Raw genomic sequence first — 22,463 nt, 5'->3', positions numbered from 1 at the left:
TGGCCGGTGGCGGACGTGACTGCACGGCGACACCTCCAACATCCATTAGTTTCAATCAGATTGAAACTAATGACATTGACAGCCGTAGGCAAGAGTCGGTCCGTAACCTTGGCTCGTGACATCCAGCAGCACCGCACAGCCGGCGGCGGACGCACCCCTGTCCATCGGCGCACTGGCGGTCACCCGCCATCTTCTGGCCCACGGCCCGGCCACCCGGGGCGACCTGGGCGATCTGCTGCGGGTCTCCTCCGCGTCGATGTCCCGTCTGGCTCGCGCCCTCGTCGAGGAAGGCCTCGTCGCCGAGAACGCCGAGCCGGTTCCCGGCGTCGGCCGGCCCCGCCAGATCCTGTCCGTGGTGCCCGGCGCCCGTCACGTCGCCGGCTGCAAGATCACCGGCAACCGGGCGTACGGCGTCGTGTGCGACATGCTCGGCGACGTCAAGGCGACCGCGCAGGCGGCGCTGCCCGCCCGCCGGGCCGACGGCTCGGTCCCCGTCGCGGCGACGGTGCGTGTGCTGACCCAGTTGGTGACCAGGCTGGGCCGCCGGGTGCCCTCCCTGGACGGCATCGGCGTCTCGCTCGGCGGCGTGGTCAGTGATCGATCCGTCGTCCACGAGGGCACATTCCTGGGCTGGCGTGACGTCGACCTGGCCACACCCCTGCGGGAACGAACCGGGCTGCCGGTGGTGATCACCAACGACGTGACAGCGCTCGCACGCGAGCAGCTGTGGTTCGGCGCCGGCCGCACCCACGCGACCTTCGGCGTCATCACCGTGGGCGCCGGCCTCGGGTTCGGCGTCGTCCGCGAGGGCCACGTCGTCGAACAGCTCATCGACAACGGGCACCTGCTCGCCCACGCGCCCCTGGACAACCACGGCCCCCGATGCGGAATCGGGCACCCCGGCTGCGTGGCGGCCTACCTCAACCGTGACGACCTGGAAAGCCACGCCTCCGCCCTCGCCGGCGCGCCCGTGACCCTCGCCGGCCTCATCGAACGCAAGGCCGCCGGCGACGACACCGCGACCACGCTCATCGACAATGCCGCCCGGGCCCTCGGGCACCTGGCCGCCACCTTCGCCGGCGCTCTGCAGACCACCCGCATCGTGCTGGCCGGCGAGGACATCGACACGTTCGCCGCCTCGCCGGCCATGACCGAGACCGTCGCCGACCGACTGCGCGCGGGGTCCGACGAGACCCAGCGCTGCCGCCTCGACATCACCGTCGCGCCCTCCAGCTTCCATGGCTGGGCGCGGGGAGCAGCCGTGACCGGCATCCAGCACGTGCTGGGCGCCGTCTGATCACGTACGCAGGGTCAGGCCCGGCTCTTCCAGAACAGTCGCTGCCCCTCCTCGACCAGATGTCCCGGAAGATCGCCCAGGAGACGTCGGAGGGACTGGCCGCCGACTTCGCCACTCAGATGGCCGGGCGCCCATCCAGTGACATTTGCGAATTCTCCGCCGTTGTCACGGATCTTGCTCCGGTCAGTAGAAGTCCTGCAACGCGAGAGGCTGAGCCCGGGCCGGGAACAGCCCCGGTGGTGGTCAGGTCGGGCCGGACACCTCGGGATCGGCACCCGCGTCAGTGAAGCGCAGGCGGTAGACAGCGGGCATCGACATGGACCGGGCCGCCGCCCAGTCCATGGGCCGGCCGAAGCCGGACAGCGCTCGGGAGATCCAGCTGCCGTGACCGGCGACGAGAACGACCTGGCCCGGGTTCTCGTGGACGAGTGCCCGCACAGCGTCGACGGCGCGGGCGCTGAGCTGGTCGAGGCTTTCGCCCCCGGGCCGGGCGTACGCGGTGTCCGCCCAGCTTTCGGCGTAGTGCGGTTCCCAGTCATCGGTGTAGGGCAGGCCGTCGTCCCATTCCCTCAGTTCCCAGCGGGTGCGCACGAGCAGGCCCAGCGCCTCCGCGGTGGGCCGGACGGTCTGGATCGCGCGCCGGTACGGGCTGGACCACACCGCCGCCGGGCGCGGATCGGTGAGCGCTTCGATGAGGTCGCGTGCCTGCCGCAGTCCGGCCGGAGCCAGCGGGCGGGCGAGCTCGTCCGGACCACTGGCGGTGCGCGGGACGGACAGGGCGTGCCGCACCAGGACGATCTCGGTAGGTGCCGGGTCAGGCGTCAAACGATCCTCCCCGGGCGAGCGGCGCCGGCGGATGCCAGTCGGCGTAGCCGGCCATCGACCGCAGCGCCAGCCGGGGCGGGATCAGGTGCATGAGGGTGTTGCGGGCGGCGACGGCGACGGGGTTCTCGAGTTGCTGGCCGAAGCGACCGATCATCCGGGACGCCTTGGCGACCTGCTGGGTCCGGGGGCGGCGCTGGCTGTCGTAGGCGGCGAGCCCGTCGGGTTGCCCGGCGACGGCGGCGAGGACGACGGCGTCCTCCAAGGCCTGATTGGCGCCCTGACCGAGATTCGGTGTCATGGCGTGCGCGGCGTCGCCCAGGAGCGCCACCCGGCCCCGGACGTAGGCCGGGAGCGGCTCGTCGAGGCAGGCCAGGTCGTCACGGAGCACGGCGCCGGTGGCCGCGATGAGCGCCGGGATCGGGTGGTGCCACCGGAGGAAGCGGGCGGGTATCCGAGTGTCCTCCGCCGATCCGCCGGGGGCGGCGTTGACGGCGGCGAACCAGTAGACGCGGCCGTCGACCAACGGCACGATGCCGAACTCGGCGCCCCGGTCCCAGGTGATCGCGACGACGAGGTCGCCGTCCCACACCGGCGTCACTCCCCGCCAGGCCCGGACGCCCACGTGTACCGGGCCGGCCGCTTCCGGCCACAGCGACCGGCGTACGAAGCTGTGGATGCCGTCCGCGGCGACAACCAGGTCGGCTCCAATATGGACCGGACCGGCGGAGCTCTCGTACGTGACCGCACCGTCGGCGGTGACAGCGGAGACACGCGCCCCGGTGCGCACCGTGCCGGCGGGCAGCGCGCTGAGCAGAATGTCGTGCAGGGCAGCGCGATGCACGCCGATCGCCGACGTGCCGAGCACCCGCTCGAGGTCGTCGGCGGGGATGCGGGCCAGCCAGCGGCCGTCAGCCCGGCGGGCGCCGCCGGACATGTCCGGACGACCCTGTGCCCGTACGGCATCGCCCAGACCCAGCGCGTCGAGACAGCGCATGCCGTTGGCCTGGAGCACCAGGCCCGCCCCGACGGGCTGGAACACCGCGACCCGCTCGAGCACCGTCACGTCCCACCCGGCGCGCCCCAGTCCCACAGCCGCGCTCAGGCCGCCGATGCCGCCACCGACCACCACCGCTGTCCGAGCCACCACCCTCGCCTCTTTCTACAAGTGTAGAAGCGCCATACTACATCTGTAGAAGAGGAGGCGCCACCATGCCCAACGACCGGTTCGCCGTGCTGACCGACGCGGCGATCGAGGTCCTGGCCGACTTCGGCATGCGGGGCCTGACCCATCGGGCGGTCGACGCCCGGGCCGAACTGCCGCTCGGTACCACCTCGGCCTACTTCCGCACCCGCAAGGCGCTGATCGAGGCGGTCGTCCGCCGCCTCGCCGACCTGGACCGGGCCGATCTGGCGGCGGACCAGCTCCCGGTCGAGCCCGGTGATCCCGCGGTCGACCTGGACGACGTCGATGCCGCGGCCGCCGGCATCGCCCTGGTGCTCGACCGATGGATGAGCGCCGGACGCTCGCGCGCACTGGCCCGGTACGCCTGCCTGCTGGAGGCGACTCACCATCCGGAACTGCGCTCGATCCTCGCGTACGGCGACGCCTCCCGCCGCCAGGCCGCGACGATGCTGGCGGCAGCCGGCGTCGCCGACCCGGAGCGCGCCGGCGGACAGCTCGTCGCCTGCATCGACGGACTGCTGTTCGACCGCGTGGCCGGCGCGGGCTCCCGCAGCGCACCACCCCCGGGCACAGCAGCGAACCGGGACGAGCTCACCACGGCGGTCGCGACGCTTCTGCGAGCGTTCACCAACCAGACCTGACGAGTTCGCGGCGGAAAAGTGTTCTCGCCATTATCTAAAATTCATCACTAAAAAACTGATACGAGACGCGGCACCCCTCCGTCACCAGCAAGAACGCGTCAGCATGCCCACTCGCATTGACGCCCGTACATCGGGGTATGCGCGACTTCATGGCACTTACTTGAGTACTCAGCGGACGGTGCCGTAACATTCCCGACGCGGTTGTTAACGTTCACCTAACAATCGATCCGCCCCCCGAATCCGGCTGAACCGTGCCTTGGAGTTGCCATGTCCTCGTTACCCCTGAGCCGTCGTCATCTGCTGCAGGCCGCCGGCGTAGGCGCACTGGCCTCCGCCGGTGGCGGCGCCTTGCTGGCCGGACCCGCCGGCGCGGCGGTGCTGCCACCGGCCCGGCCCGACATCGGTGTGTCGGCCTATCCCTTCGATCTGGGGCAGGTCAGGCTCACTGCCGGTCGCTTCCGGGACAACGAGACACGCACCCTGAACTACCTCCGGTTCGTCGATGTCGACCGGCTGCTGTACGTGTTCCGCGCCAACCACCGGCTGTCCACGAACGGGGCCGCCGCCAACGGCGGATGGGACGCCCCGAACTTCCCGTTCCGCAGTCACATGCAGGGCCATTTCCTGACCGCCTGGGCCCAGGCGTACGCGGTGCTCGGCGACACCACCTGCCGCGACAAAGCCAATTACATGGTCGCCGAGCTGGCCAAGTGTCAGACGAACAACGGCGCCGCCGGATTCAACACCGGCTATCTGTCCGGCTTCCCGGAGTCCGACATCACCGCGATCGAAGCGGGCACGCCCGTCGCGGTTTCGTACTACTGCATCCACAAGACCCTGGCCGGCCTGCTCGACGTCTGGCGGTACATGGGCAGCACCCAGGCCCGCGACGTCCTGCTGAGGCTGGCCGGCTGGGTCGACTGGCGCACCGGCCGGCTCAGCTACAGCCAGATGCAGACGGTGCTGAACACCGAGTTCGGCGGCATGAACGAGGTGCTGACCGATCTCTACCAGCAGACCGGCGACGCCCGCTGGCTCACCACCGCGAAACGGTTCGACCACGCCGCGATCTTCGACCCGCTGGCCGCCAACCAGGACCAGCTCAACGGCAAGCACGCGAACACCAACATCCCGAAATGGGTCGGCGCCGCGCGCGAGTACAAGGCGACCGGCACGACCCGTTACCGCGACATCGCGTCGAACGTCTGGGCGATGGTCACGAACGCTCATACGTACGCCATCGGGGGCAACAGCCAGGCCGAGCACTTCCGGCCGCCGAACGCGATCGCCGGATACCTCAGCAACGACACGTGCGAGCACTGCAACACGTACAACATGCTGAAGTTGACCCGCGAGCTGTGGCTGCTCGACCCGAACCGGGCCGACTACTTCGACTACTACGAGCGCGCGCTGCTCAACCATCTGATCGGCGCGCAGAACCCGGCCGACAACCACGGCCACATCACGTACTTCACCCCGCTCAAGCCCGGCGGACGGCGCGGCGTCGGCCCGGCGTGGGGCGGGGGCACCTGGTCGACGGACTACAACAGCTTCTGGTGCTGCCAGGGCACCGGCATCGAGACCAACACCAAGCTGATGGACTCGATCTACTTCTACAACGGCACCACGCTGACGGTGAACCTGTACGTGCCGTCCGTGCTCACCTGGAGCCAGCGCGGGATCACCGTCACCCAGTCCACGACCTACCCGGTCAGCGACACCTCGACGCTGACGCTGTCGGGCGCCATGAGCGGTTCGTGGAGCATCCGGGTACGCATTCCGGCCTGGACCACAGGCGCCGTGATCAGCGTCAACGGCGCCGTGCAGAACGTCACCGCCACTCCGGGCAGCTACGCGACCATCACCCGGACCTGGGCGGCCGGTGACGTCGTCACGGTGCGACTGCCGATGCGGGTGATCATGAAGGCGGCCAACGACAACCCCAACATCCAGGCCATCACGTACGGCCCCGCGGTGCTCTGCGGCAACTACGGCAACACCGCCCTGTCCGCGGCGCCGTCGCTGAACGTGTCGTCGATCGCTCGCACCAGCACCAGCAGTCTCGCGTTCACCGCGACGGCGAACGGCGCCACGGTGAACGTCGGCCCGTTCCACGACGCGCAGGGCTTCAACTACGCCGTCTACTGGAACACCGGCACGTCCGGCGGCACCGGCACGACCTTCAAGCTGGTCAACGTCAGCACCGGCCTGGTCGTCGGGGTGCAGAACATGTCCACCGCCGACGGTGGCCTGGCCGTGGCCTGGGGTGACACCGGCACCGCGGACCAGCGGTGGGTCCGGGTGACCGACGGCTCGGCGTTCCGGTTCCGCAACGTCAACAGCAACAAGGTGCTCGGCGTCGAGAACATGGGAACCGGTGACAACGCGCGCGTCCTGCAGTGGGGCGACACCGGCACCGCCGACCACCGATGGACCCTGGTCGCCAACAGCGACGGCTCCCACCGGATCCGCAACGTCAACAGCGGCAAGGTCCTCGCCGTCCTCAACGGTTCCGGCACCTGGGGCGCCCAGGTGGTGCAGTACGCCGACAACGGCAGCCCCGCCAACAACTGGCGCCTGGTCCAGGTCAGCTGAGCCCCGGAGAACCGGAGAAAGGAGCACCGATGGCCCGGTCCAGAAGACCGATCCTCGCCGCCGTCCTCGCGGCCGCGCTCGCACTCACCGGCACCATCACCCGTCCCGGCGTCGCCGCGGCGGCGGAGTCCAACGGCGGGGTCCGCGTCATGCCGCTCGGCGACTCGATCACCGAGGGAACCCAGGTTCCCGGCGGCTATCGCATCGGCCTGTGGCAGCGGTTGTCCGGAGCCGGCTACCGGGTCGACTTCGTCGGCACGCAGTTCAACGGTCCGGCGGCCCTCGGCGACCATGACCATCAGGGCCATCCGGGCTGGCGGATCGACCAGATCGACGCGAACATCACCCGGTGGCTGGCCAGTGCCAACCCTCGCACTGTTCTGCTGCACATCGGCACCAACGACATCCTGCAGAACTACAACGTGGCGTCCGCGCCGAGCCGGCTCTCGGCCCTGATCGACCACATCACCGCGGCCGCACCCACCGCCGACGTGTTCGTGGCCACGCTCATCCCCCTGGCCTCGGCCGGGCAGGAAGCGGCCGCCCGCACCTTCAACTCCACCCTTCCGGGCATCGTGCAGAACAAGGTGAGCAGCGGCAAGCGGGTCCACCTGGTCGACATGCACGCCGCGTTGACGACCGCCGACCTGATCGACGGCGTCCATCCCACCGCCGGCGGCTACGACAAGATGGCCGCAGTCTGGTACGCCGCGCTGCGGTCGGTGCCGGGCACCATCGGCACGCCCGGCGGCACCCCGACGGGCGGCGCCCTGGCCGGCGCCGGATCCGGGCGTTGCCTGGACGTGCCGGGCAGCAACACCGCCAACGGCACCCAGCCGGTCATCTGGGACTGCAACGGCGCCGCCAACCAGAGGTGGACCGTCTCCGGTCAGGCGCTGCAGTCGCTGGGCAAGTGCCTCGACTCGCCGACGAACGCCACCGCCGGGGTCAAGGCGCAGCTGTGGGACTGCTCCGGTGCGGCGAACCAGCGCTGGAACCTGAACGCGAACGGCACGATCAGCAACGTCGCGTCCGGGCTGTGCCTGGACGTCAAGGGCAATGCCACCACCGCCGGCAGCCTCGTCCAGCTGTGGACCTGCACCGCTGCCGCCAATCAGATCTGGACGGGCCGATAACCCATGAGACGTCTGAAGACCATGCTCGCGGCGGGACTCCTGCTGCTGGGCACCATGACTGTCGCCACCGCCTCGCCGGCTCAGGCCCTGGACAACGGGGTGGGACGCACGCCGCCGATGGGGTGGAACAGCTGGAACACCTTCTTCTGCAACATCAACGAGTCGCTGATCCGGGGCATGGCCGACAGCATGGTCAGCTCCGGCATGCGGGACGCGGGCTACCAGTACGTGGTTGTCGACGACTGCTGGATGAACCCCAACCGTGACTCGAGCGGCAACCTGCAGGCCGATCCGACCCGCTTCCCCAGTGGCATGAAGGCCCTCGGCGACTACATCCACAGCAAGGGCCTGAAGTTCGGGATCTATCAGGCCCCGCTGGACAAGACCTGCGCGCAGTACTTCGGCAACTATCCGGGCGCCACCGGCAGCCAGGGCCACGAGGCCCAGGACGCCCGGCAGTTCGCGGCCTGGGGCGTCGACTACCTCAAATACGACTGGTGCTCCCCCGCCGGCACCATCAACGAGCAGGTGGCCACGTTCGCCAAGATGCGCGACGCGCTGGCCGCCACCGGCCGCCCGATCCTCTACAGCATCAACTCGAACAGCATCCACTCGAAGACCGGCCCGCAGCGCGACTGGGGCGATGTGGCCAACATCTGGCGCACCACCGAGGACATCCAGCTCGTCTGGAAGACCAACCAGGTCAACGACTACCCGATGGGCGTGCAGAACATCATCGACGTCAACGTGCCCCTGGCCGGGTACGCGAAGCCGGGCGGCTTCAACGACCCCGACATGATGGAGGTCGGCCGGGGCACGCTGACCGACACCGAGCAGCGTTCCCACTTCGCCATGTGGGCGGTCATGGCGGCGCCGCTGATCGCCGGCAACGACATCCGCTCCATGTCCGCGGCCACCCAGACGATTCTGAAGAATCCCCGGCTCATCGCCATCAACCAGGACACGCTCGGCCGGCAGGGCGCCCAGGTCGCGGGCGACAGCAATCAGCGCGTACTCGCCAAGCGCCTGTCCAACGGCGACGTGGCGGTGGCCCTGTTCAACCAGAGCAACGCCACCCGCACGATCTCCACCACGGCCGCGGCGATCGGGAAGAGCGGAGCGTCGTCGTACTCCCTGATCGACGCCTGGACCGGCAGCACGAGCACCACCAGCGGCACGATCAGCGCGAGCGTGCCCGCGCACGGCACGGCCGTCTACCGGGTCAGCGGCGGCATCACCGGCGACCCGCAGACACCGGCCGCGACCAGTCTGGTCAGCACGTCGTCCGGACGGTGCCTGGACGTGCCGAACAGCAACACCGCCAACGGTACCCAGCCGGTCATCTGGGACTGCAACAACGCCGGCAACCAGAGGTGGACCACCTCCGGACAGACCCTGCAGGCGCTGGGCAAGTGCCTCGACTCACCGGCCGGCGCCACCGCCGGCGCCAAGGCGCAGGTGTGGGACTGCAACGGTGGCGCCAATCAGCAGTGGACCTTCCAGAGCAACGGCACCATCCGCAACAACCAGTCGGGCCTGTGCCTGGACGTGAACAACAACCAGACCGCCAACGGCACCCTGACCCTGCTGTGGACCTGTACGGGCGCGGCCAACCAGCAGTGGAGCCGGCGATGACGGCCCGGCTTCGTCGTGCTCTCGCCTCGATCACCGCCGCGCTCTGCGCGATCGCGCTGATCCCCGCCCTCGCTCAGCCGGCCCGGGCCGACAACCCGATCGTCCAGACGATCTACACCGCGGACCCGGCGCCGCTGGTCCACAACGGCCGGGTGTATCTCTACACCGGCCACGACGAGGACAACTCGACGTACTTCACCATGAAGGAATGGCGGGTCTACTCCTCGGCCGACATGGTGAACTGGACCGACCACGGCTCCCCGATGAGCGTCGCCACGTTCAGCTGGGCCAGCGCCGACGCGTGGGCCGGCCAGGTCGTCAGCCGCAACGGCAAGTTCTATTGGTACGTACCGGTCAAGAACCGCTCGACCGGGCGGATGGCCATCGGCGTCGGCGTCTCGACCAGCCCGACCGGCCCCTTCACCGACGCCATCGGGCGCCCCCTGGCCGAGAACGGCGAGATCGACCCGAGCGTGTTCATCGACGACGACGGCCAGGCCTATCTCTACTGGGGCAACCCGAACCTGTGGTACGTCCGGCTGAACAGCGACATGATCAGCTACAGCGGCGGGGTGACCCAGATCCCGCTCACCACAGCGGGTTTCGGCACCCGCACCGGCAACACCAGCCGCCCGACGCTGTACGAGGAAGGGCCCTGGGTCTACAAGCGCAACGGCGTGTACTACAACGTCTTCGCCGCGAAGTGCTGCTCCGAGTTCATCGGCTACTCCACGGCGCCGGGACCGACCGGCCCGTGGACCTATCGGGGCACGGTCATGCCCACCCAGGGCAGCAGTTTCACCAACCACGCCGGGATCATCGACTTCAACGGCGGGTCGTACTTCTTCTACCACAATGGAGCGCTGCCCGGCGGGAGCGGCTACACCCGCTCGGTAGCCGTGGAGAAGTTCACCTACAACGCCGACGGCACCATCCCCACGATGACCATGACCACGGGCGGCGCCCCGCAGAACGGCACGCTCAACCCGTACGCCCGGCAGGAGGCCGAGACGATCGCCTGGAGTTCCGGGGTCGAGACCGAACCGTCGTCCGAGGGCGGGATGAACGTCGCCAACATCGAGAACGGCGACTACGTGAAGGTGAAGGGCGTCGCCTTCGGCAGCGGGGCCACCTCGTTCACGGCCCGGGTCGCGTCGGCCACCAGCGGCGGGCGGCTCGAGGTACGCACCGGTAGTCCCACCGGCGCCCTGGCCGGGACGTGCACCGTGCCCGGCACCGGCGGCTGGCAGGCCTGGACGACGGTCGCGTGCGGGCTGACCGGACTCGCCGGCACCCAGGACCTCTACCTGAGGTTCACCGGCGGCAGCGGCTTCCTGTTCAACGTGAACTGGTGGCAGTTCACCGGCGCCACCCCCGGCGGGAACCTGCTCGCCAACCCCGGGATGGAGGACGGCACCACCGGCTGGCAGGTGAACGGCAGCGGCACACTCACCGCCGGCACCGGCACCGTGCGCAGCGGCACGCGGGCCCTCGCCATCGCCGGTCGCACCGGCGCATGGAACGGTCCGGCCCAGGACGTGACGTCCCGGATCACCAACGGCCGGGCTTACACCACCAGCGTGTGGGTCCGCACGCAGAGCGGCACACCGAGCGCCAAGGCCACCCTGGCCCTGACAGCCGGGGGCACCACCAGCTACCTCCAGCTGACCCCGGCCGCGACGGTGAACGCGAACGGCTGGACGTTGCTGTCCGGCACAGCCACCCCGTCGTGGAGCGGGACGCTGTCCAGGGCAGTCCTCTACGTCGAGACCACCGCGGGAACCGACAACCTGGTGATCGACGACGCCTCTTTCCAATGACCGACGGTTGCCGGATGACCCGGCCCGGCCGACCCCTGGGGTCGGCCGGGCCGGGTGCCGGCATTAGGGCTTCCGGCCGACGCCGCCGTACTGGTCGATCTCGCGCACCTCGGTGTCCGGTCGCCATCGGGTGACCGATACCAGGCCGGGATCGACGAGCTCGAGACCCGGGAAGAGCTGCGTCAGCCGGGCCGGGCTGCGCAGGTGGTACGGCTGAGCCGCCGACTCGTTCCAGATGCGGGCAGCTTCCACAACCTCCGGGGTGAGATCGGTGCCGTCGCAGAGGGCGAGATGACTGCCGGACGGCACGGCGTCGATCGCCCGGCGCACCAGGGTTTGCGCGACGGAGTCGTTCTCCACGTGACCGAGAACGCCCATGAACAGGATCGCGATCGGCTGCGCGAAGTCGAGCGTGCCACGCGCCGCGTCCAGCACCGTGTCCATGTCGTGCATGTCGGCCTCGATGTAGCGGGTGGCGCCTTCGGGCCGGCTGGTGAGCAGCGCTCGGGCTTGCGTGAGGACCAGCGGGTCGTTGTCGACGTAGACGATGCGGCTCTCGGGCGCCACCGACTGGGCGACCTCGTGGGTATTGTTCGCTGTGGGCAGGCCGCTTCCGATGTCGAGGAACTGGCGCACACCGGCCGCACCGGCCAGATAGCGCACGGCGCGCACATGGAAGTCGCGGCTGAGGCGGGCGTTCTCGGCGAGTTCGGGCTGGCCGGCCAGGATCTGATCGCCGACCGCGCGATCCACGGCGAAATTGTCCTTACCACCGAGCAGGTAGTTCCAGATCCGCGCCGTCTGCGGAACGGACGTGTCTACCACCGGTTGCTGTTGTTCGTTCGACATGTGGTCCCCCGAGAAGAGTCGAGCCCAGATCCTTCCACTATGGGCGGTCAGTCGGCCACGGTCACCTTCAGGATTCGCTCATTGCTGTTGCTGGGAACGCTGTCCTTGTCGCCGCCGCTGCTGGTGGTCAGCCACAGGTTGCCGTCGATCGACGGCTCGACGGTCCGGAGCCGGCCGTAGGTGCCGACGAAGTGTTGCTGGACGTCGGTGAGGGTGTCCCCGCTGATCACCGCGCGGTAGAGACGGGCGCCGCGCAGGCAGGCGATGTAGAGCACGTCCCGGACGATCGCGATGCCGCTGCAGGAGCCGGCGGCGACCGGGTAGGTCCGCACCGGCGCCACCAGTCCCGGAGCGTCACAATCCCCGGTCGTGCCCTCGCAGGCCGGCCACCCGTAGTTGCCGCCCCGCACCACGATGTTCGTCTCGTCCATGACGTTATTGCCGAACTCCTGCTGCCAGAGCCGGCCCTGCGAGTCGAACGCGAGCCCCTGCGGGTTGCGGTGCCCGTAACTCCACACATAGCTGCCGGGGAACGGGTTGTCGGCGGGTACGCCACCGTCCGGCCGCAGCCGCAGCACCTTGCCGCCCAGGCTGGCGAGATCCTGAGCCTGGTCCGGGTCCTGGCCGTCGCCGGCCGCGGCGTAGAGCATGCCGTCCGGGCCGAACCGGAGCCGCCCGCCGTTGTGATACTTGTTGCGAGGGATTCCGGTGACCAGCACCTCGAGAGTGTCGGTGCGCAGAGTCTCGTCGTAGCGGATCCGGACGATCCGGTTGTCCGTGGCGCTGGTGTGATAGACGTACAACCACCGGTCGGTCGCGAAATCCGGTCCGACCGCCAGCCCGAGCAAGCCGCCCTCGCCGTTGGTGCCCTGCACGCCGGGCACGGTGCCGATGCTGCGCTTGCCACCGCCGTCGGGATCCATCGCGATGATGTCGAAGACGTCCCGCCGGCCGTAGAGGACAGTGCCGTCCGATGTCTGGACCAGACCCCACGGGAGGTCACGCTCGGTGGTCACCTGGGTGGCCCCGCACACCGGATTGGTGCAGCTTTCCTCGGTGGTGACCGATACGGCGGCGCTCAGGGCCGAAGTGTTGCCCTGGGCGTCCCGGGCCGCCACGGCGTACCGGTAAAGGGTCTCGGGGCGCAGTCCGCTGTCGGTGAACGAGGTCGCGGGCGGGTTCGCCGCCGAGCCGGTGACGGTGCCGATCACGGCCCCGTCGCGGTGAACCAGGTAGGCGGTCACCGCCACGTTGTCGGTGGCGGCCTCCCAGGAGAGGGTGGCCGTGGTCCCGGTCGCGGCGCCGGTCAGCCCGGTGGGAGAGGTCGGCGCCTGGTCGTCCGCCTCGCAGAAGGGCGGCGTGACCGGCACCGTGGGACCGGCTTGCGAGACGTTCCCGGCCTCGTCACGGGCGTTCACGTACCAGCCCCAGGTGACGCCGCCGACCACCGGCAGCGTCGCCGCCGTCGCGGTCCCCGGCACCGACGTCACGAGCTGACCGTCGTGGTAGAGGTCGTAGGCGGCGACGCCGACGTCGTCCGTGGCGGCCGACCAGCTCAGGCTGACCGATTCGCACGTCAGCGCACGGACCTCCAGCTCGGCCGGGACGGTCGGCGGCGTGGTGTCGGGCGCGATCAGCGCCGGCACGAGCAGGGCAATCGCAGCAGCGCGCATGACGAACACCTTTCCGTCCCGCGTACGGGGGCACGAGGTCAGTACGGGTAACCGGGCACACCGAGCGAGATGGCGGAGATCCCGTAGTCGCCGGTCCGGCCGGCCGTGATGTACAGGGTGCGCCGATCGGGGCCACCGAACGCCGCGTTGGTGGCCCCGGCGCCGGCCGAGATCGTGCCGAGCTCGGCGCCGGCCGGCGAGAACACGTGTACCCGGCCCTCGTTGTGCGAGACCCAGTAGACGTTGCCCGCGCAGTCCACAGTGGCCCCGTCAGGGCTGCCGACGGTGGCGAAAACGGTCCGGGTGCCGGTGCTGCCGTCCGGTCGGACGGCGTACGCGTAGATCAGATTCTCCCCGTACGCGCCGACGTACAACGTGCGGCCGTCGGGTGACAGCGCAATGCCGTTGGGCTGGCGCACGGTGTCGTCGACCAACGCGACCTGCCCGTCCACGACCCGGAAGACCCCGGTCCGGCCACCCATCTCGTCGCTCCGGCGGCCCCGCTGGAAATTGGGGTCGGTGAAGTAGACGACGCCGTCGGCGCGCACCGTGACGTCGTTCGGCGAGTTGAACGCCCGGCCCTGATAGTCGGCCGCGACCACCGTACGGGCAGCGTCGGACAGCCGGAACGCGGAGACGGCGCGATCATCGTGCGTGGCCGCGACGATTCGCTCCCCGTCGGGGCTCAACGCGAGGCCGTTGCTGCCGGCGGCGACGACGAACGGCTCGGCCGGCGCACCCGGGGCCAACCGGTGGATCGTCGACGGCTGGACCTGCTGGGCGCCGGTGGCCGGGCCGAGATCGGACACCAGCAGCCGGCCCTGCTCGGCGATCCAGACGGGACCCTCGAGGAACGAGAAGCCACCCTGCAACCGCGGGGCGGACAACGTCGTCCCGGGGAGAGGCGACCCGGCGGGAGCGCCGGCCTCGCACACGCCGGGCGGTGCGCCCGGCGGGGTGTCCGGGTCGGCCGCCCGGGCGGCCGACATCGAGGTCAGGAGCAGGAACGCGGCGCCGGCCAGAGCCGTCGCGCGTCGGCCCAGGAATTGCCTCACATTGACGGGCATGATTGCGAAAATAGCACTTGACGCCCGAATCGCAAGATTTCCGGGCCAGTCCATTGAGCGTTTGGGAGCGCTCCCGTAACCTGTCGGAAACAGCTGTTAACGGTAACAGGACTGCGTCGACGAGCAGTCCGGAGCCTCCCTCCCCCGTTAGGAGTGATCCGGGATGAGAACACGATCGAGGGTCAGCGCCGTACTGACGGCCGGCCTGGCATCGGTCACCGCCGGCATCATGATGCTCGGCGCGACCCCGGCCGACGCCGCCGTCGGCGGTTCCGGCCCCCACCCGGCCGATTACGAGACCTCCTCCGGCCTGCCCAACCACACCATCTACCGGCCGCAGACGCTCCCGTCCGAACGCCTGCCGATCTACGTGTGGGGCAACGGCGGCTGCTCGGCCAACGGCCTGTCCCAGAACAACTTCCTTCGCGAGATCGCCTCCCACGGCTTCCTCGCCATCGCCAACGGAGCCCCGAACGGATCCGGCTCCACCACCTCCGCGATGCTCACCCAGTCGATCGACTGGGCCGTCGCGGAGAACTCACGAGCAGGCAGCAAGTACTACGGCAGGCTCGATACCACCCGGATCGCCGTCGGCGGCTTCTCCTGCGGCGGCCTGGAAGCCTATGCCGTCTCGAACGACTCACGCGTCACCACGACCACCATCTTCAGCAGCGGCCTGCTCAACGACGCCGACGACTATCAGCTGCGCAGGCTGACCAAGCCGATCGCCTACTTCGTCGGCGGGCCCAGCGACATCGCCTACCCCAATGCCGTCGACGACTGGGGCAAGCTGCCGGCCGCGTTGCCCGCCTTCATGGGCAATCTGAACGTCGGCCACGGCGGCACCTACGACCAGGCCAACGGGGGCGAGTTCGGCCGAGTGGCGGTGCTGTACCTCAAGTGGCGACTCAAGGGCGACACCACCGCCGGCGGCAACTTCGTCGGCGCCGACTGCGGTCTGTGCCGCGGCCCATGGCAGGTCCAGCAGAAGAACCTGACGCTCGACGGCGGCACGACGCCCCCGACCACCCCACCGACCACACCCCCACCCGGAGATCCGAGTTCGACCTGCTCCGCGGCCTACGCGGTACAGGACCAGTGGAGCGGCGGCTTCGTAGCCACCGTCACCGTCACCGCCGGTTCCACCGCGCTCAGCGGCTGGCGGGCCTCTCTCGCCCTGCCGGGCGGAGCATCGATCAGCTCGCTGTGGAACGCCGTCGCCGCCGGTACCAGCGGCGTCGTCACCGTCACGAACCAGAGCTACAACGGACGCCTGAACGCCGGCCAGAGCACCACGTTCGGCTTCCAGGGCACCGGGAACGGCAGCGGCGCCACGGTCACCTGCGCCGGAGCCTGACTACCACCTGAGCCTTCGCGGTGGGCCGGCGCCGAGACGCCGGCGGTCGAACGGGTCGTCGCCGCCGTCCGTGACCGGGCCACAGCGGCCGGACTCGACGCCGCCGTGGCCGAGTCGGTCCGGCGCGCGATGATCACCGCGTTCACCGAGCTCGAACTGGCTCGGCACCGCGGGTCGTGAGGGCGCCCGCGCCGTCGTCCCGAACGAGGTGCCGAGGACACACCCACCGAGCTGAGGTCAGGACGGCCGGCCACCGGCGAGCTGCTCGACGATCCGGCCCAGGACGAACCGCTGGCCGGCCCGGCTGAGGTGAACGCCGTCGGACTCGAGCAGGTCGCTGTGGCCGGGGTCGGTGATGGCCGCGTGCAGATCGACGGCGCGAGGATCGACCTTGCGCACGACGTCGGCGACCTCGGCCACCGCGGCGGCCTGCCAGCGTACGGGCGAATCGCGGAAGAACTCGTCGATGCGGTGCTGGTCGACGGCCGGCGGCGTCATGACGGTGACCGCCGCGCCCAGCTCGCGGGTGACGAGATCGATCAGCGCGCGCAGGTTCCGTTCCGTCTCGTCCACAGTGCTCATGCGGTATCCGCTGTCCCGGCCGTGCGCCCGGGCGTCGTTGGTGCCGAGCATCAGCAGTACGTGGGTGGGCCCGGCCGCCGCCAGCAGGTCGAAGCGTTCGAGCACGTCCGCGGTGGTGTTGCCGCTGACGCCGAGGTTGACCAGCGTGGCCGCGGGCGTGCCGGCCAGGGCGAGCGAGTGGCCCAGGAGGTCGAACCAGCCGAGGCGATCCGCGGTAATCGAGTCACCGACCGCGACGATCACGTCATCGGGCCGGAACGGCAGCTGGGACAGGGCGACGCGGAACGGCTCGCCGGCCAGCAGCCGGGCCGCGGCGGAGCGGGCCTCCTCGGCGAGCGAGAGCTCCAGGGAGCTGATCGTCGCGGGCGAGCTGTCCAGCATCTGGGCGAGGAGCTCGGTGTGCAGCTCGTCGCTGACCGGGAAACGCTGCAGCAGCGGCCACGACCGGGTCCGGGTGTAGCGAACGAAGTGCCGGCGGTCGTCGTCGGTGAAGTTTTGAGCGCCGCTCATGCGGCCCTCTCCACGGCAGTCTCCGGCAACCGCGGAGCGTTCGGGGTCAGGTGTGTCAGGTCCATGGTCAACCCTTGATCGAGCCCTGCAGGAGCGCGGCGACGAAGCGGCGCTGGAAGATGAGGAAGACGGCCAGCGTGGGCACCAGGATCAGCAGCGCCCCGGCGCACAGCAGTGGGATGTCGGTGCCCCACTGGCCCTGGAACGCGCCCAGCGCCCCGGCCATGGTGCGTTTGGCGGGATCGTCGACGAGCACGATGGCCAGCAGGAACTGATTCCACGTCCAGAGGAACAGAAGGATGGCCAGCGACGAGAGCGCCGGCATGGCCAGCGGCACGTGCACCCGCCAGAACAGCTGCCAGGTGCCGGCGCCGTCGATGCGCGCGGCCTCGGACAGGTCGTCGGGCATGGTGACGAAGTGCGCCCGCATCCACACCACCGAGAACGGCATGAACAGGCCGATCAGCGGCAGGATGATGGCCCAGCGGGTGTTGAGCAGTCCCATGTCGCGAATCTGGTAGTACAGCGGCGTGATGATGCCCTCGAAGGGCAACGTGAGGCCCAGCAGGAAGATGACGAAGCCGATCCGGTGCCCCGGCACCCGCAGGTGACCGAAGGCGAACCCGGCCATGGTGCCCAGCAGCAGCGAGATCGGGACGACGCCGAGCACGATCAGGCCGCTGGACAGCAACAGCGTGCCCATGTCGGCCGCGCGGAACGCGTCGGCGAAGTTGCCCCACTGCGGGCTCTCCGGCCACGACAGTCCCGAGGGGTAGGTGCCGGCGGGGTGCAGGGCCGTGACGAACAGACTGAGGAACGGGACGACGGTGACGACCATCAGCAGGACGAGCAACACCCGCCCGAGCCAGGTCTCGCGACGGTTGACGATCATCGGGCGTCCCTGGTGAGTCGCTGCAACGGAAGGACGACGGCAAGCACGAGAAACACCAGGGCCACGGCGAGGGCCGAAGCCATGCCGACCTCGCGCTCCGAGAAGGCGAGATAGTAGATCTCCAGGCCGGGCACCATGGTGCTGTTGCCCGGTCCGCCCTGGGTGGCGATGTAGACGATGTCGAAGCTGGCCAGCGCGGCGATCACGGTGACGGTGACGCAGACACCGATCTCCTGGCGCAGGCTGGGCAGGGTGATCGAGAAGAATTCACGGACCGGTCCGGCGCCGTCCAGGCGAGCCGCCTCGTACAGCGCCGGATCGATCTTGCTCATGCCGGCGAGCAGAAGCAGCGTGCAGAGACCCACGAGGACCCAGGCGCCGATGATGCCGACCGCGGCGAGGGCCGTGTCGAAGTCGCCCAGCCAGGCCCGGGTGACGCTGTCGAGGCCGACCGCGGACAGCAACTCGTTGGCCAGGCCGGTGGTCGACAGCAGCCAGCTCCACATGATGCCGGCCGCCACCAGCGGGATGACCTGGGGCAGGAACAGCACCGTGCGCGCGACCGTGGCCAGCCGGCTCTGGGCGATGCCCCGGATGGTGGCCGCGACGAACAGGCCCAGCAGCACCGGGATCAGGCTGAAGAACAGGATCAGCTCGAACGCGTGCAGGATCGAGGCGAACAGCTCGGAGTCGGTGAACAGCCGGCGATAGTTGTCCAGCCCGACCCAGGTGGACGCCCCGATGCCGTTCCAGTCGTACAGCGAGTACTGCACCGTGAGCAGCAGGGGGCGCAGCACGAAGGTGGCGTACATGACGACGGCCGGGAGCGCGAACAGCCAGCCGAGCCAGGCGCCACGGGGGCGGCGCGCACGTCGCACGCGCCGCCCCGTCGCGGGAGCCGACATTACTTCTTGACCTGGCTCTCGTAGTCCTTCTGCACGGACTTCAGCAGGCCGTCCGGGGTCTGCTGCCCGGCCACCAGCTTCTGCAGCTGCGGCGTCCACCCCTTGGCGTAGATCGCCCCGGTCGCGTTGGCGATGAAGTCCATGGCGCCGTTGTCCTCACCGATGGTCGCGCCGGCCTCGAGCGTGCTGGCCGTGACGGTTCCCTGCTGTACGGCCGGCATGTAGGCGTCCGCCGGGCCCATCGGGTGCGAACCGCCGACCTTGACCGCGATGTCGCGGGCCTTCTCGTTGGTCGCGACCCAGTTGAGGAAGAAGGCGGCACAGTCGGCGTTCTTGGCCTTGCTGCTGATGCCGTACGTCAGCGGGGCCGACATCGCTGCCTGCTTGCCACCGGCCTGCGCGGACGGCATCAGGAAGAAGCCCGCGTTGCCGGCCATCTGCTTGTCGAGGTTGCCCGACTCCCAGTCGCCGTCGAAGATGAACAGGTTCTTGCCGCCGATGAAGCGGCTCATCATCGCCGCGTAGTCCTGCGAGTTTATGTCCGGCGCGAAGTAGCCCGCCTTGATCCACTTCTCCAGGTGCTGGGTCGCCTGCAGGTTGGTCGGGGTGTCGATGGTGGCCCCGGGCTTCTGGAAGATCCAGTCGTTGATGGCGCCCGGTTCGCCGTACGCGGCCATCAGGTTCTGCAGCGGGAAGGCCAGGCCGCCGGTGGCGCCGCCGTTGAACTGGTTGATCGGCGTGATCCCGGCGTCCTTGGCCTTCTGGAGGACGGCGTCGAACTCGGCCAGTGTCTCCGGCGGCTTGGTCATGCCGATCTGAGCGGCCAGCTTCTTGTTGTAGAAGATGCCGGTCATGCTGAAGTTGAGGCCCATCGCGTACAGCGGGCCGTCACCGCGCTCGCCGGTCGGCGACACGCGCATCTGCTGCAGCTGCGAGGCCGGCCACTTGTCCCACCCGAAGGCCTGGGCGTAGCCGTCCAGGTTCTTCAGCAGGCTGTCCTTGACCAGTTCGGAGACCTGCGGCAGGCGCATCAGGTCCGGCGGGTCGTCGGCCAGCACCCGCGGCGCGTTCTGGGTGATCACCGCGAACTGGTCCTCGCGGATGTCGAACTTGACGTTCGGGAACTGCTTCGAGAATTCCGCGGACAGGTCCTTGGGCAGCGGGAAACCCGTCTCGAAGTAGCCGGAGAGGGTGACCGGATCGGTGCCGCAGGTGGCCGACGTGACCGGGGCCGCGCTGGCGCCGGCGTCGGTCGTGTCCGAGCTGCCGCCGGGCGCGCTGCAGGCCGCCGTGACGGTGAGGACGGCGGAGAGGGCAAGGGCGGCACGTAGTGGTCGGCTGAGGGGTCCGTGAGCCATGGCAGGCCTCCAGGATCGCAAGAAAAGGCAGTGGTGGACGCGGGATTCGAAACTTGTCGGACGGCCTCCAGCACCGTGTTACAAGCACGAAACCTCACCGTCTCCGGCGTGTCAAGCGTTTCCATAAAAGCACTTTTATTCGTGGCGTCCCGACCCGGCCGGTGTGCTCGGCCGGGACCGTCAGGTGGTGGAACGTTCGACCAGCCGCACGTCGAGCACGGTCGTGGACCGCAGGTCGGAGCCGTCGATGTGCCCCAGCAGCACACCGAGCGCGGTGTTGCCCGACTCCTCGAAGGGCTGTCGCACGGTCGTCAGGTCGGCAGCGGTCGCGGCCTCGCCGTCGTCGAAGCCCATGACGGCCACGTCATCGGGCACCCGGAGCCCCCGGTCGCGGGCGGCCAGCAGCACGCCGACGGCGAGCGCGTCGTGGTGAGCCATCACCGCGCTCGGACGGTCGGCGACGTCCAGCAGGGCGGCGGCGGCCTGGCGGGCCGCGCCGACGGAGTTGTCGCTCGTCGCCACCCGCACGTCGCCGCCCGCCGCGCCGATGACCTGCTCGAAGCCGGACAACCGCCGGATCGCCTGGGACTCGTAGTCGGAGACCTGGCGCTCGAGCAGATAACCGACCCGGCGATGACCGCGGTCGCGCAGGTGCGCGGCAGCGAGGCTGCCACCGTTGCTGTCGTCGATCACGACCCGGCTGAAGAGCGCGCTGTCCGCGTCGACGGCCACTGTCGGCAAATTCCGCTCCCGGAGCCGTTCCGCGATGGCATCCTCGATCGGCAGCCCCATCACGATCAACCCGTCGAGGCGCCCGTGAATGGGCATGCTGGCCAGCACCGGCGACGAGGCCAGAGCGGCGGACTCGTGATCGAAGACCACGACGTCGATCTCCAGCTGGGCCGCCGTGGCCAGCAGCCCGGACAGCCGGCGAAGGTAGGAGCTGTAGGACGTGAAGGGCGCCATGACGCCGATCCGGCCGGCAGCACGCCGGGCGAAGGAGACTGCCTGCATCTTGGGCACGAACCCGAGCTCGTCGGCCGCCGCCAGCACCCGGGCGCGGGTCGCCGGGCTGACCCGGTCGGGCTTGTTGAGCACGTTCGAGACCGTCGAAATGCTGACCCGCGCGCGCTCAGCGACCTCGTAGATGGTGACCCGATCACCCGCCGCCAACCCAGCCGCCTCGCTTCGATACCGTCCTTGAAGTGCTTTATTCGAAGCACTGTACCGAACGTGCGACGATCGAGAGGGCGACCTCGACCCGTACCGCATGATCAGCCCCGGCGGTCCCGGCCGTCAACGCGGGAGCACCGAACACGTATTCGTATGACGTATGACTTATATGCTGTAGGCTGTGGACTCGTGACGGCATCGCGCGAGGTGGCGAAGGGCCTGCCCCGGCCGGCCCGGGCCCGGCGCCCGGCCAACCTCGCGAGAGCCATCACGGCGGAGCTCGTGGAGCGCATCGTGCTCGGCACGTATCCGCCCGGCAGTCCCCTGCCTCCGGAACCCGCGCTGGGTGAGGCCTTCGGCGTGAGCCGGACCGTCATCCGGGAGGCGGTGAAGATCCTTCAGGAAAAGGGACTGGTGCAGGTCCGGCAGGGTGCGGGCACCATCGTCACCGCGCCGTCCCGGTGGGACATGCTGGACGAGGTGGTGCTGCGCGCCACCATCGCCACCGACGACAGCCTGGCCATTCTCGACGACCTCGTCGTCACCCGTCGGCTGCTGGAGTCGGACATGGCCCACGTGGCGGCCCGGGTGGCCGGCGACGAGACCCTGGACCGGTTGCGCGACCTGGTGGATCGCATGGACGAACTCGTGGACGACCCGCTCACGTACGCCGAGCACGACCGCGCCTTCCACGACACGATCATGCGGACCGCCGGCAACCGCCTCGCCCGCGGCGTCGTCCGGGCGCTGGAGAGCCAGGTGGTCAACACCGCGCGCTACATGGGCCGGGCCGAGCGGGCGCTGTGTGTGGCGTCGAACCAGGGGCACCGGCACATCTACGAGCGCATAGCGGCGCACGACCCCGAGGGCGCCGCCACGGCGATGTTCACCCACATCACCGAGGCCTGGCTGGTCCGGCGGGGTGGGCCCGAAGCTCCCTCACGCCTGCGGCGCTGAGCCGCGCC

General features: G+C 69.7%; 18 protein-coding genes. 8 read left to right on the top strand and 10 right to left on the bottom strand.

Going from position 1 to position 22,463, the window contains the following annotated elements:
* The first annotated feature begins 115 nt into the window (after positions 1-115).
* Positions 116-1,297, top strand: coding sequence for an ROK family transcriptional regulator (locus KXC43_RS27785; RefSeq protein WP_221379101.1), 1,182 nt, complete (start codon positions 116-118; stop codon positions 1,295-1,297).
* 243 nt (positions 1,298-1,540) lie between these two features.
* Here the strand turns inward: KXC43_RS27785 and KXC43_RS27780 are convergent, their stop codons facing one another.
* Together KXC43_RS27780 and KXC43_RS27775 are read right to left on the bottom strand one after the other, a co-directional pair.
* Complete coding sequence (locus KXC43_RS27780; RefSeq protein WP_221379100.1) at positions 1,541-2,122, bottom strand: histidine phosphatase family protein; 582 nt, start codon at positions 2,120-2,122, stop codon at positions 1,541-1,543.
* Positions 2,112-3,269 (bottom strand): FAD-dependent monooxygenase, encoded by a 1,158-nt coding sequence (locus tag KXC43_RS27775; protein ID WP_308129286.1) that lies wholly within the window; start codon positions 3,267-3,269, stop codon positions 2,112-2,114. Before KXC43_RS27775 ends, KXC43_RS27780 begins: the two co-directional genes overlap by 11 nt.
* Before the next feature lie 62 nt (positions 3,270-3,331).
* On the opposite strand from KXC43_RS27775, the gene KXC43_RS27770 reads away from it, so the two are divergent.
* The 5 genes from KXC43_RS27770 to KXC43_RS27750 all read left to right on the top strand — a co-directional run bounded on the left by KXC43_RS27770 (position 3,332) and on the right by KXC43_RS27750 (position 11,132).
* Positions 3,332-3,946, top strand: coding sequence for a TetR/AcrR family transcriptional regulator (locus tag KXC43_RS27770; RefSeq protein WP_221379099.1), 615 nt, complete (start codon positions 3,332-3,334; stop codon positions 3,944-3,946).
* A 267-nt stretch (positions 3,947-4,213) separates the two neighbouring features.
* The gene (locus tag KXC43_RS27765) at positions 4,214-6,541 is read left to right on the top strand and encodes a beta-L-arabinofuranosidase domain-containing protein (RefSeq protein ID WP_221379098.1); all 2,328 of its coding nucleotides are present in this window, start codon (positions 4,214-4,216) and stop codon (positions 6,539-6,541) included.
* A gap of 29 nt (positions 6,542-6,570) precedes the next feature.
* Positions 6,571-7,677 (top strand): ricin-type beta-trefoil lectin domain protein, encoded by a 1,107-nt coding sequence (locus tag KXC43_RS27760; RefSeq protein WP_221379097.1) that lies wholly within the window; start codon positions 6,571-6,573, stop codon positions 7,675-7,677.
* 21 nt (positions 7,678-7,698) lie between these two features.
* Positions 7,699-9,312: a glycoside hydrolase family 27 protein gene (locus KXC43_RS27755; RefSeq protein WP_221379287.1), complete on the top strand. Its 1,614-nt coding sequence runs from the start codon at positions 7,699-7,701 to the stop codon at positions 9,310-9,312.
* Positions 9,309-11,132, top strand: a complete 1,824-nt coding sequence (locus KXC43_RS27750; RefSeq protein ID WP_221379096.1) for a family 43 glycosylhydrolase — start codon at positions 9,309-9,311, stop codon at positions 11,130-11,132. The genes KXC43_RS27755 and KXC43_RS27750 overlap by 4 nt, the downstream gene beginning before the upstream one ends.
* 63 nt (positions 11,133-11,195) lie before the next feature.
* Here the strand turns inward: KXC43_RS27750 and KXC43_RS27745 are convergent, their stop codons facing one another.
* The 3 genes from KXC43_RS27745 to KXC43_RS27735 are packed head-to-tail and all read right to left on the bottom strand — an operon-like array spanning position 11,196 to position 14,721.
* Positions 11,196-11,981, bottom strand: a complete 786-nt coding sequence (locus KXC43_RS27745; RefSeq protein ID WP_221379095.1) for an SAM-dependent methyltransferase — start codon at positions 11,979-11,981, stop codon at positions 11,196-11,198.
* A gap of 47 nt (positions 11,982-12,028) precedes the next feature.
* Entirely contained in the window at positions 12,029-13,654 is a 1,626-nt protein-coding gene (locus KXC43_RS27740) for a PQQ-dependent sugar dehydrogenase (RefSeq protein WP_221379094.1), read from the bottom strand.
* 38 nt (positions 13,655-13,692) lie between these two features.
* The gene (locus KXC43_RS27735; protein WP_221379093.1) at positions 13,693-14,721 is read right to left on the bottom strand and encodes an SMP-30/gluconolactonase/LRE family protein; all 1,029 of its coding nucleotides are present in this window, start codon (positions 14,719-14,721) and stop codon (positions 13,693-13,695) included.
* 163 nt (positions 14,722-14,884) lie between these two features.
* Here KXC43_RS27735 and KXC43_RS27730 point away from each other — a divergent pair, with 163 nt between their 5' ends.
* The gene (locus tag KXC43_RS27730; RefSeq protein ID WP_221379092.1) at positions 14,885-16,078 is read left to right on the top strand and encodes a cellulose binding domain-containing protein; all 1,194 of its coding nucleotides are present in this window, start codon (positions 14,885-14,887) and stop codon (positions 16,076-16,078) included.
* A 237-nt stretch (positions 16,079-16,315) separates the two neighbouring features.
* Here KXC43_RS27730 and KXC43_RS27725 read toward each other — a convergent pair whose 3' ends face one another.
* The 5 genes from KXC43_RS27725 to KXC43_RS27705 all read right to left on the bottom strand — a co-directional run bounded on the left by KXC43_RS27725 (position 16,316) and on the right by KXC43_RS27705 (position 21,498).
* Positions 16,316-17,170: an SGNH/GDSL hydrolase family protein gene (locus KXC43_RS27725; protein ID WP_221379091.1), complete on the bottom strand. Its 855-nt coding sequence runs from the start codon at positions 17,168-17,170 to the stop codon at positions 16,316-16,318.
* A gap of 67 nt (positions 17,171-17,237) precedes the next feature.
* Positions 17,238-18,062 (bottom strand): carbohydrate ABC transporter permease, encoded by an 825-nt coding sequence (locus KXC43_RS27720; RefSeq protein WP_221379090.1) that lies wholly within the window; start codon positions 18,060-18,062, stop codon positions 17,238-17,240.
* The gene (locus tag KXC43_RS27715; RefSeq protein WP_308129285.1) at positions 18,059-18,940 is read right to left on the bottom strand and encodes a carbohydrate ABC transporter permease; all 882 of its coding nucleotides are present in this window, start codon (positions 18,938-18,940) and stop codon (positions 18,059-18,061) included. Before KXC43_RS27715 ends, KXC43_RS27720 begins: the two co-directional genes overlap by 4 nt.
* Positions 18,941-18,966: 26 nt before the next feature.
* Entirely contained in the window at positions 18,967-20,325 is a 1,359-nt protein-coding gene (locus KXC43_RS27710) for an ABC transporter substrate-binding protein (protein WP_221379088.1), read from the bottom strand.
* 180 nt (positions 20,326-20,505) lie between these two features.
* Positions 20,506-21,498 (bottom strand): LacI family DNA-binding transcriptional regulator, encoded by a 993-nt coding sequence (locus KXC43_RS27705; protein WP_221379087.1) that lies wholly within the window; start codon positions 21,496-21,498, stop codon positions 20,506-20,508.
* A gap of 189 nt (positions 21,499-21,687) precedes the next feature.
* On the opposite strand from KXC43_RS27705, the gene KXC43_RS27700 reads away from it, so the two are divergent.
* Complete coding sequence (locus KXC43_RS27700) at positions 21,688-22,455, top strand: FadR/GntR family transcriptional regulator (protein ID WP_308129284.1); 768 nt, start codon at positions 21,688-21,690, stop codon at positions 22,453-22,455.
* The last annotated feature ends 8 nt before the right edge of the window (positions 22,456-22,463 follow it).

The sequence above is a fragment of the Paractinoplanes polyasparticus genome (assembly GCF_019710575.1).
Lineage (GTDB): Bacteria > Actinomycetota > Actinomycetes > Mycobacteriales > Micromonosporaceae > Actinoplanes > Actinoplanes polyasparticus.
Note: the sequence above shows the minus strand (reverse complement) of the source record. Positions and strands in the feature narration are given on the sequence as shown.

Bases quoted from the DNA above. Each gene is read 5' to 3' on its own strand.
- KXC43_RS27740 (WP_221379094.1), bottom strand. From the start codon at position 13,654: ATGCGCGCTGCTGCGATTGCCCTGCTCGTGCCGGCGCTGATCGCGCCC.
- KXC43_RS27735 (WP_221379093.1), bottom strand. From the start codon at position 14,721: ATGCCCGTCAATGTGAGGCAATTCCTGGGCCGACGCGCGACGGCTCTG.
- KXC43_RS27710 (WP_221379088.1), bottom strand. From the start codon at position 20,325: ATGGCTCACGGACCCCTCAGCCGACCACTACGTGCCGCCCTTGCCCTC.
- KXC43_RS27770 (WP_221379099.1), top strand. From the start codon at position 3,332: ATGCCCAACGACCGGTTCGCCGTGCTGACCGACGCGGCGATCGAGGTC.
- KXC43_RS27730 (WP_221379092.1), top strand. From the start codon at position 14,885: ATGAGAACACGATCGAGGGTCAGCGCCGTACTGACGGCCGGCCTGGCA.
- KXC43_RS27765 (WP_221379098.1), top strand. From the start codon at position 4,214: ATGTCCTCGTTACCCCTGAGCCGTCGTCATCTGCTGCAGGCCGCCGGC.
- KXC43_RS27750 (WP_221379096.1), top strand. From the start codon at position 9,309: ATGACGGCCCGGCTTCGTCGTGCTCTCGCCTCGATCACCGCCGCGCTC.
- KXC43_RS27760 (WP_221379097.1), top strand. From the start codon at position 6,571: ATGGCCCGGTCCAGAAGACCGATCCTCGCCGCCGTCCTCGCGGCCGCG.
- KXC43_RS27720 (WP_221379090.1), bottom strand. From the start codon at position 18,062: ATGATCGTCAACCGTCGCGAGACCTGGCTCGGGCGGGTGTTGCTCGTC.
- KXC43_RS27745 (WP_221379095.1), bottom strand. From the start codon at position 11,981: ATGTCGAACGAACAACAGCAACCGGTGGTAGACACGTCCGTTCCGCAG.
- KXC43_RS27755 (WP_221379287.1), top strand. From the start codon at position 7,699: ATGCTCGCGGCGGGACTCCTGCTGCTGGGCACCATGACTGTCGCCACC.
- KXC43_RS27725 (WP_221379091.1), bottom strand. From the start codon at position 17,170: ATGAGCGGCGCTCAAAACTTCACCGACGACGACCGCCGGCACTTCGTT.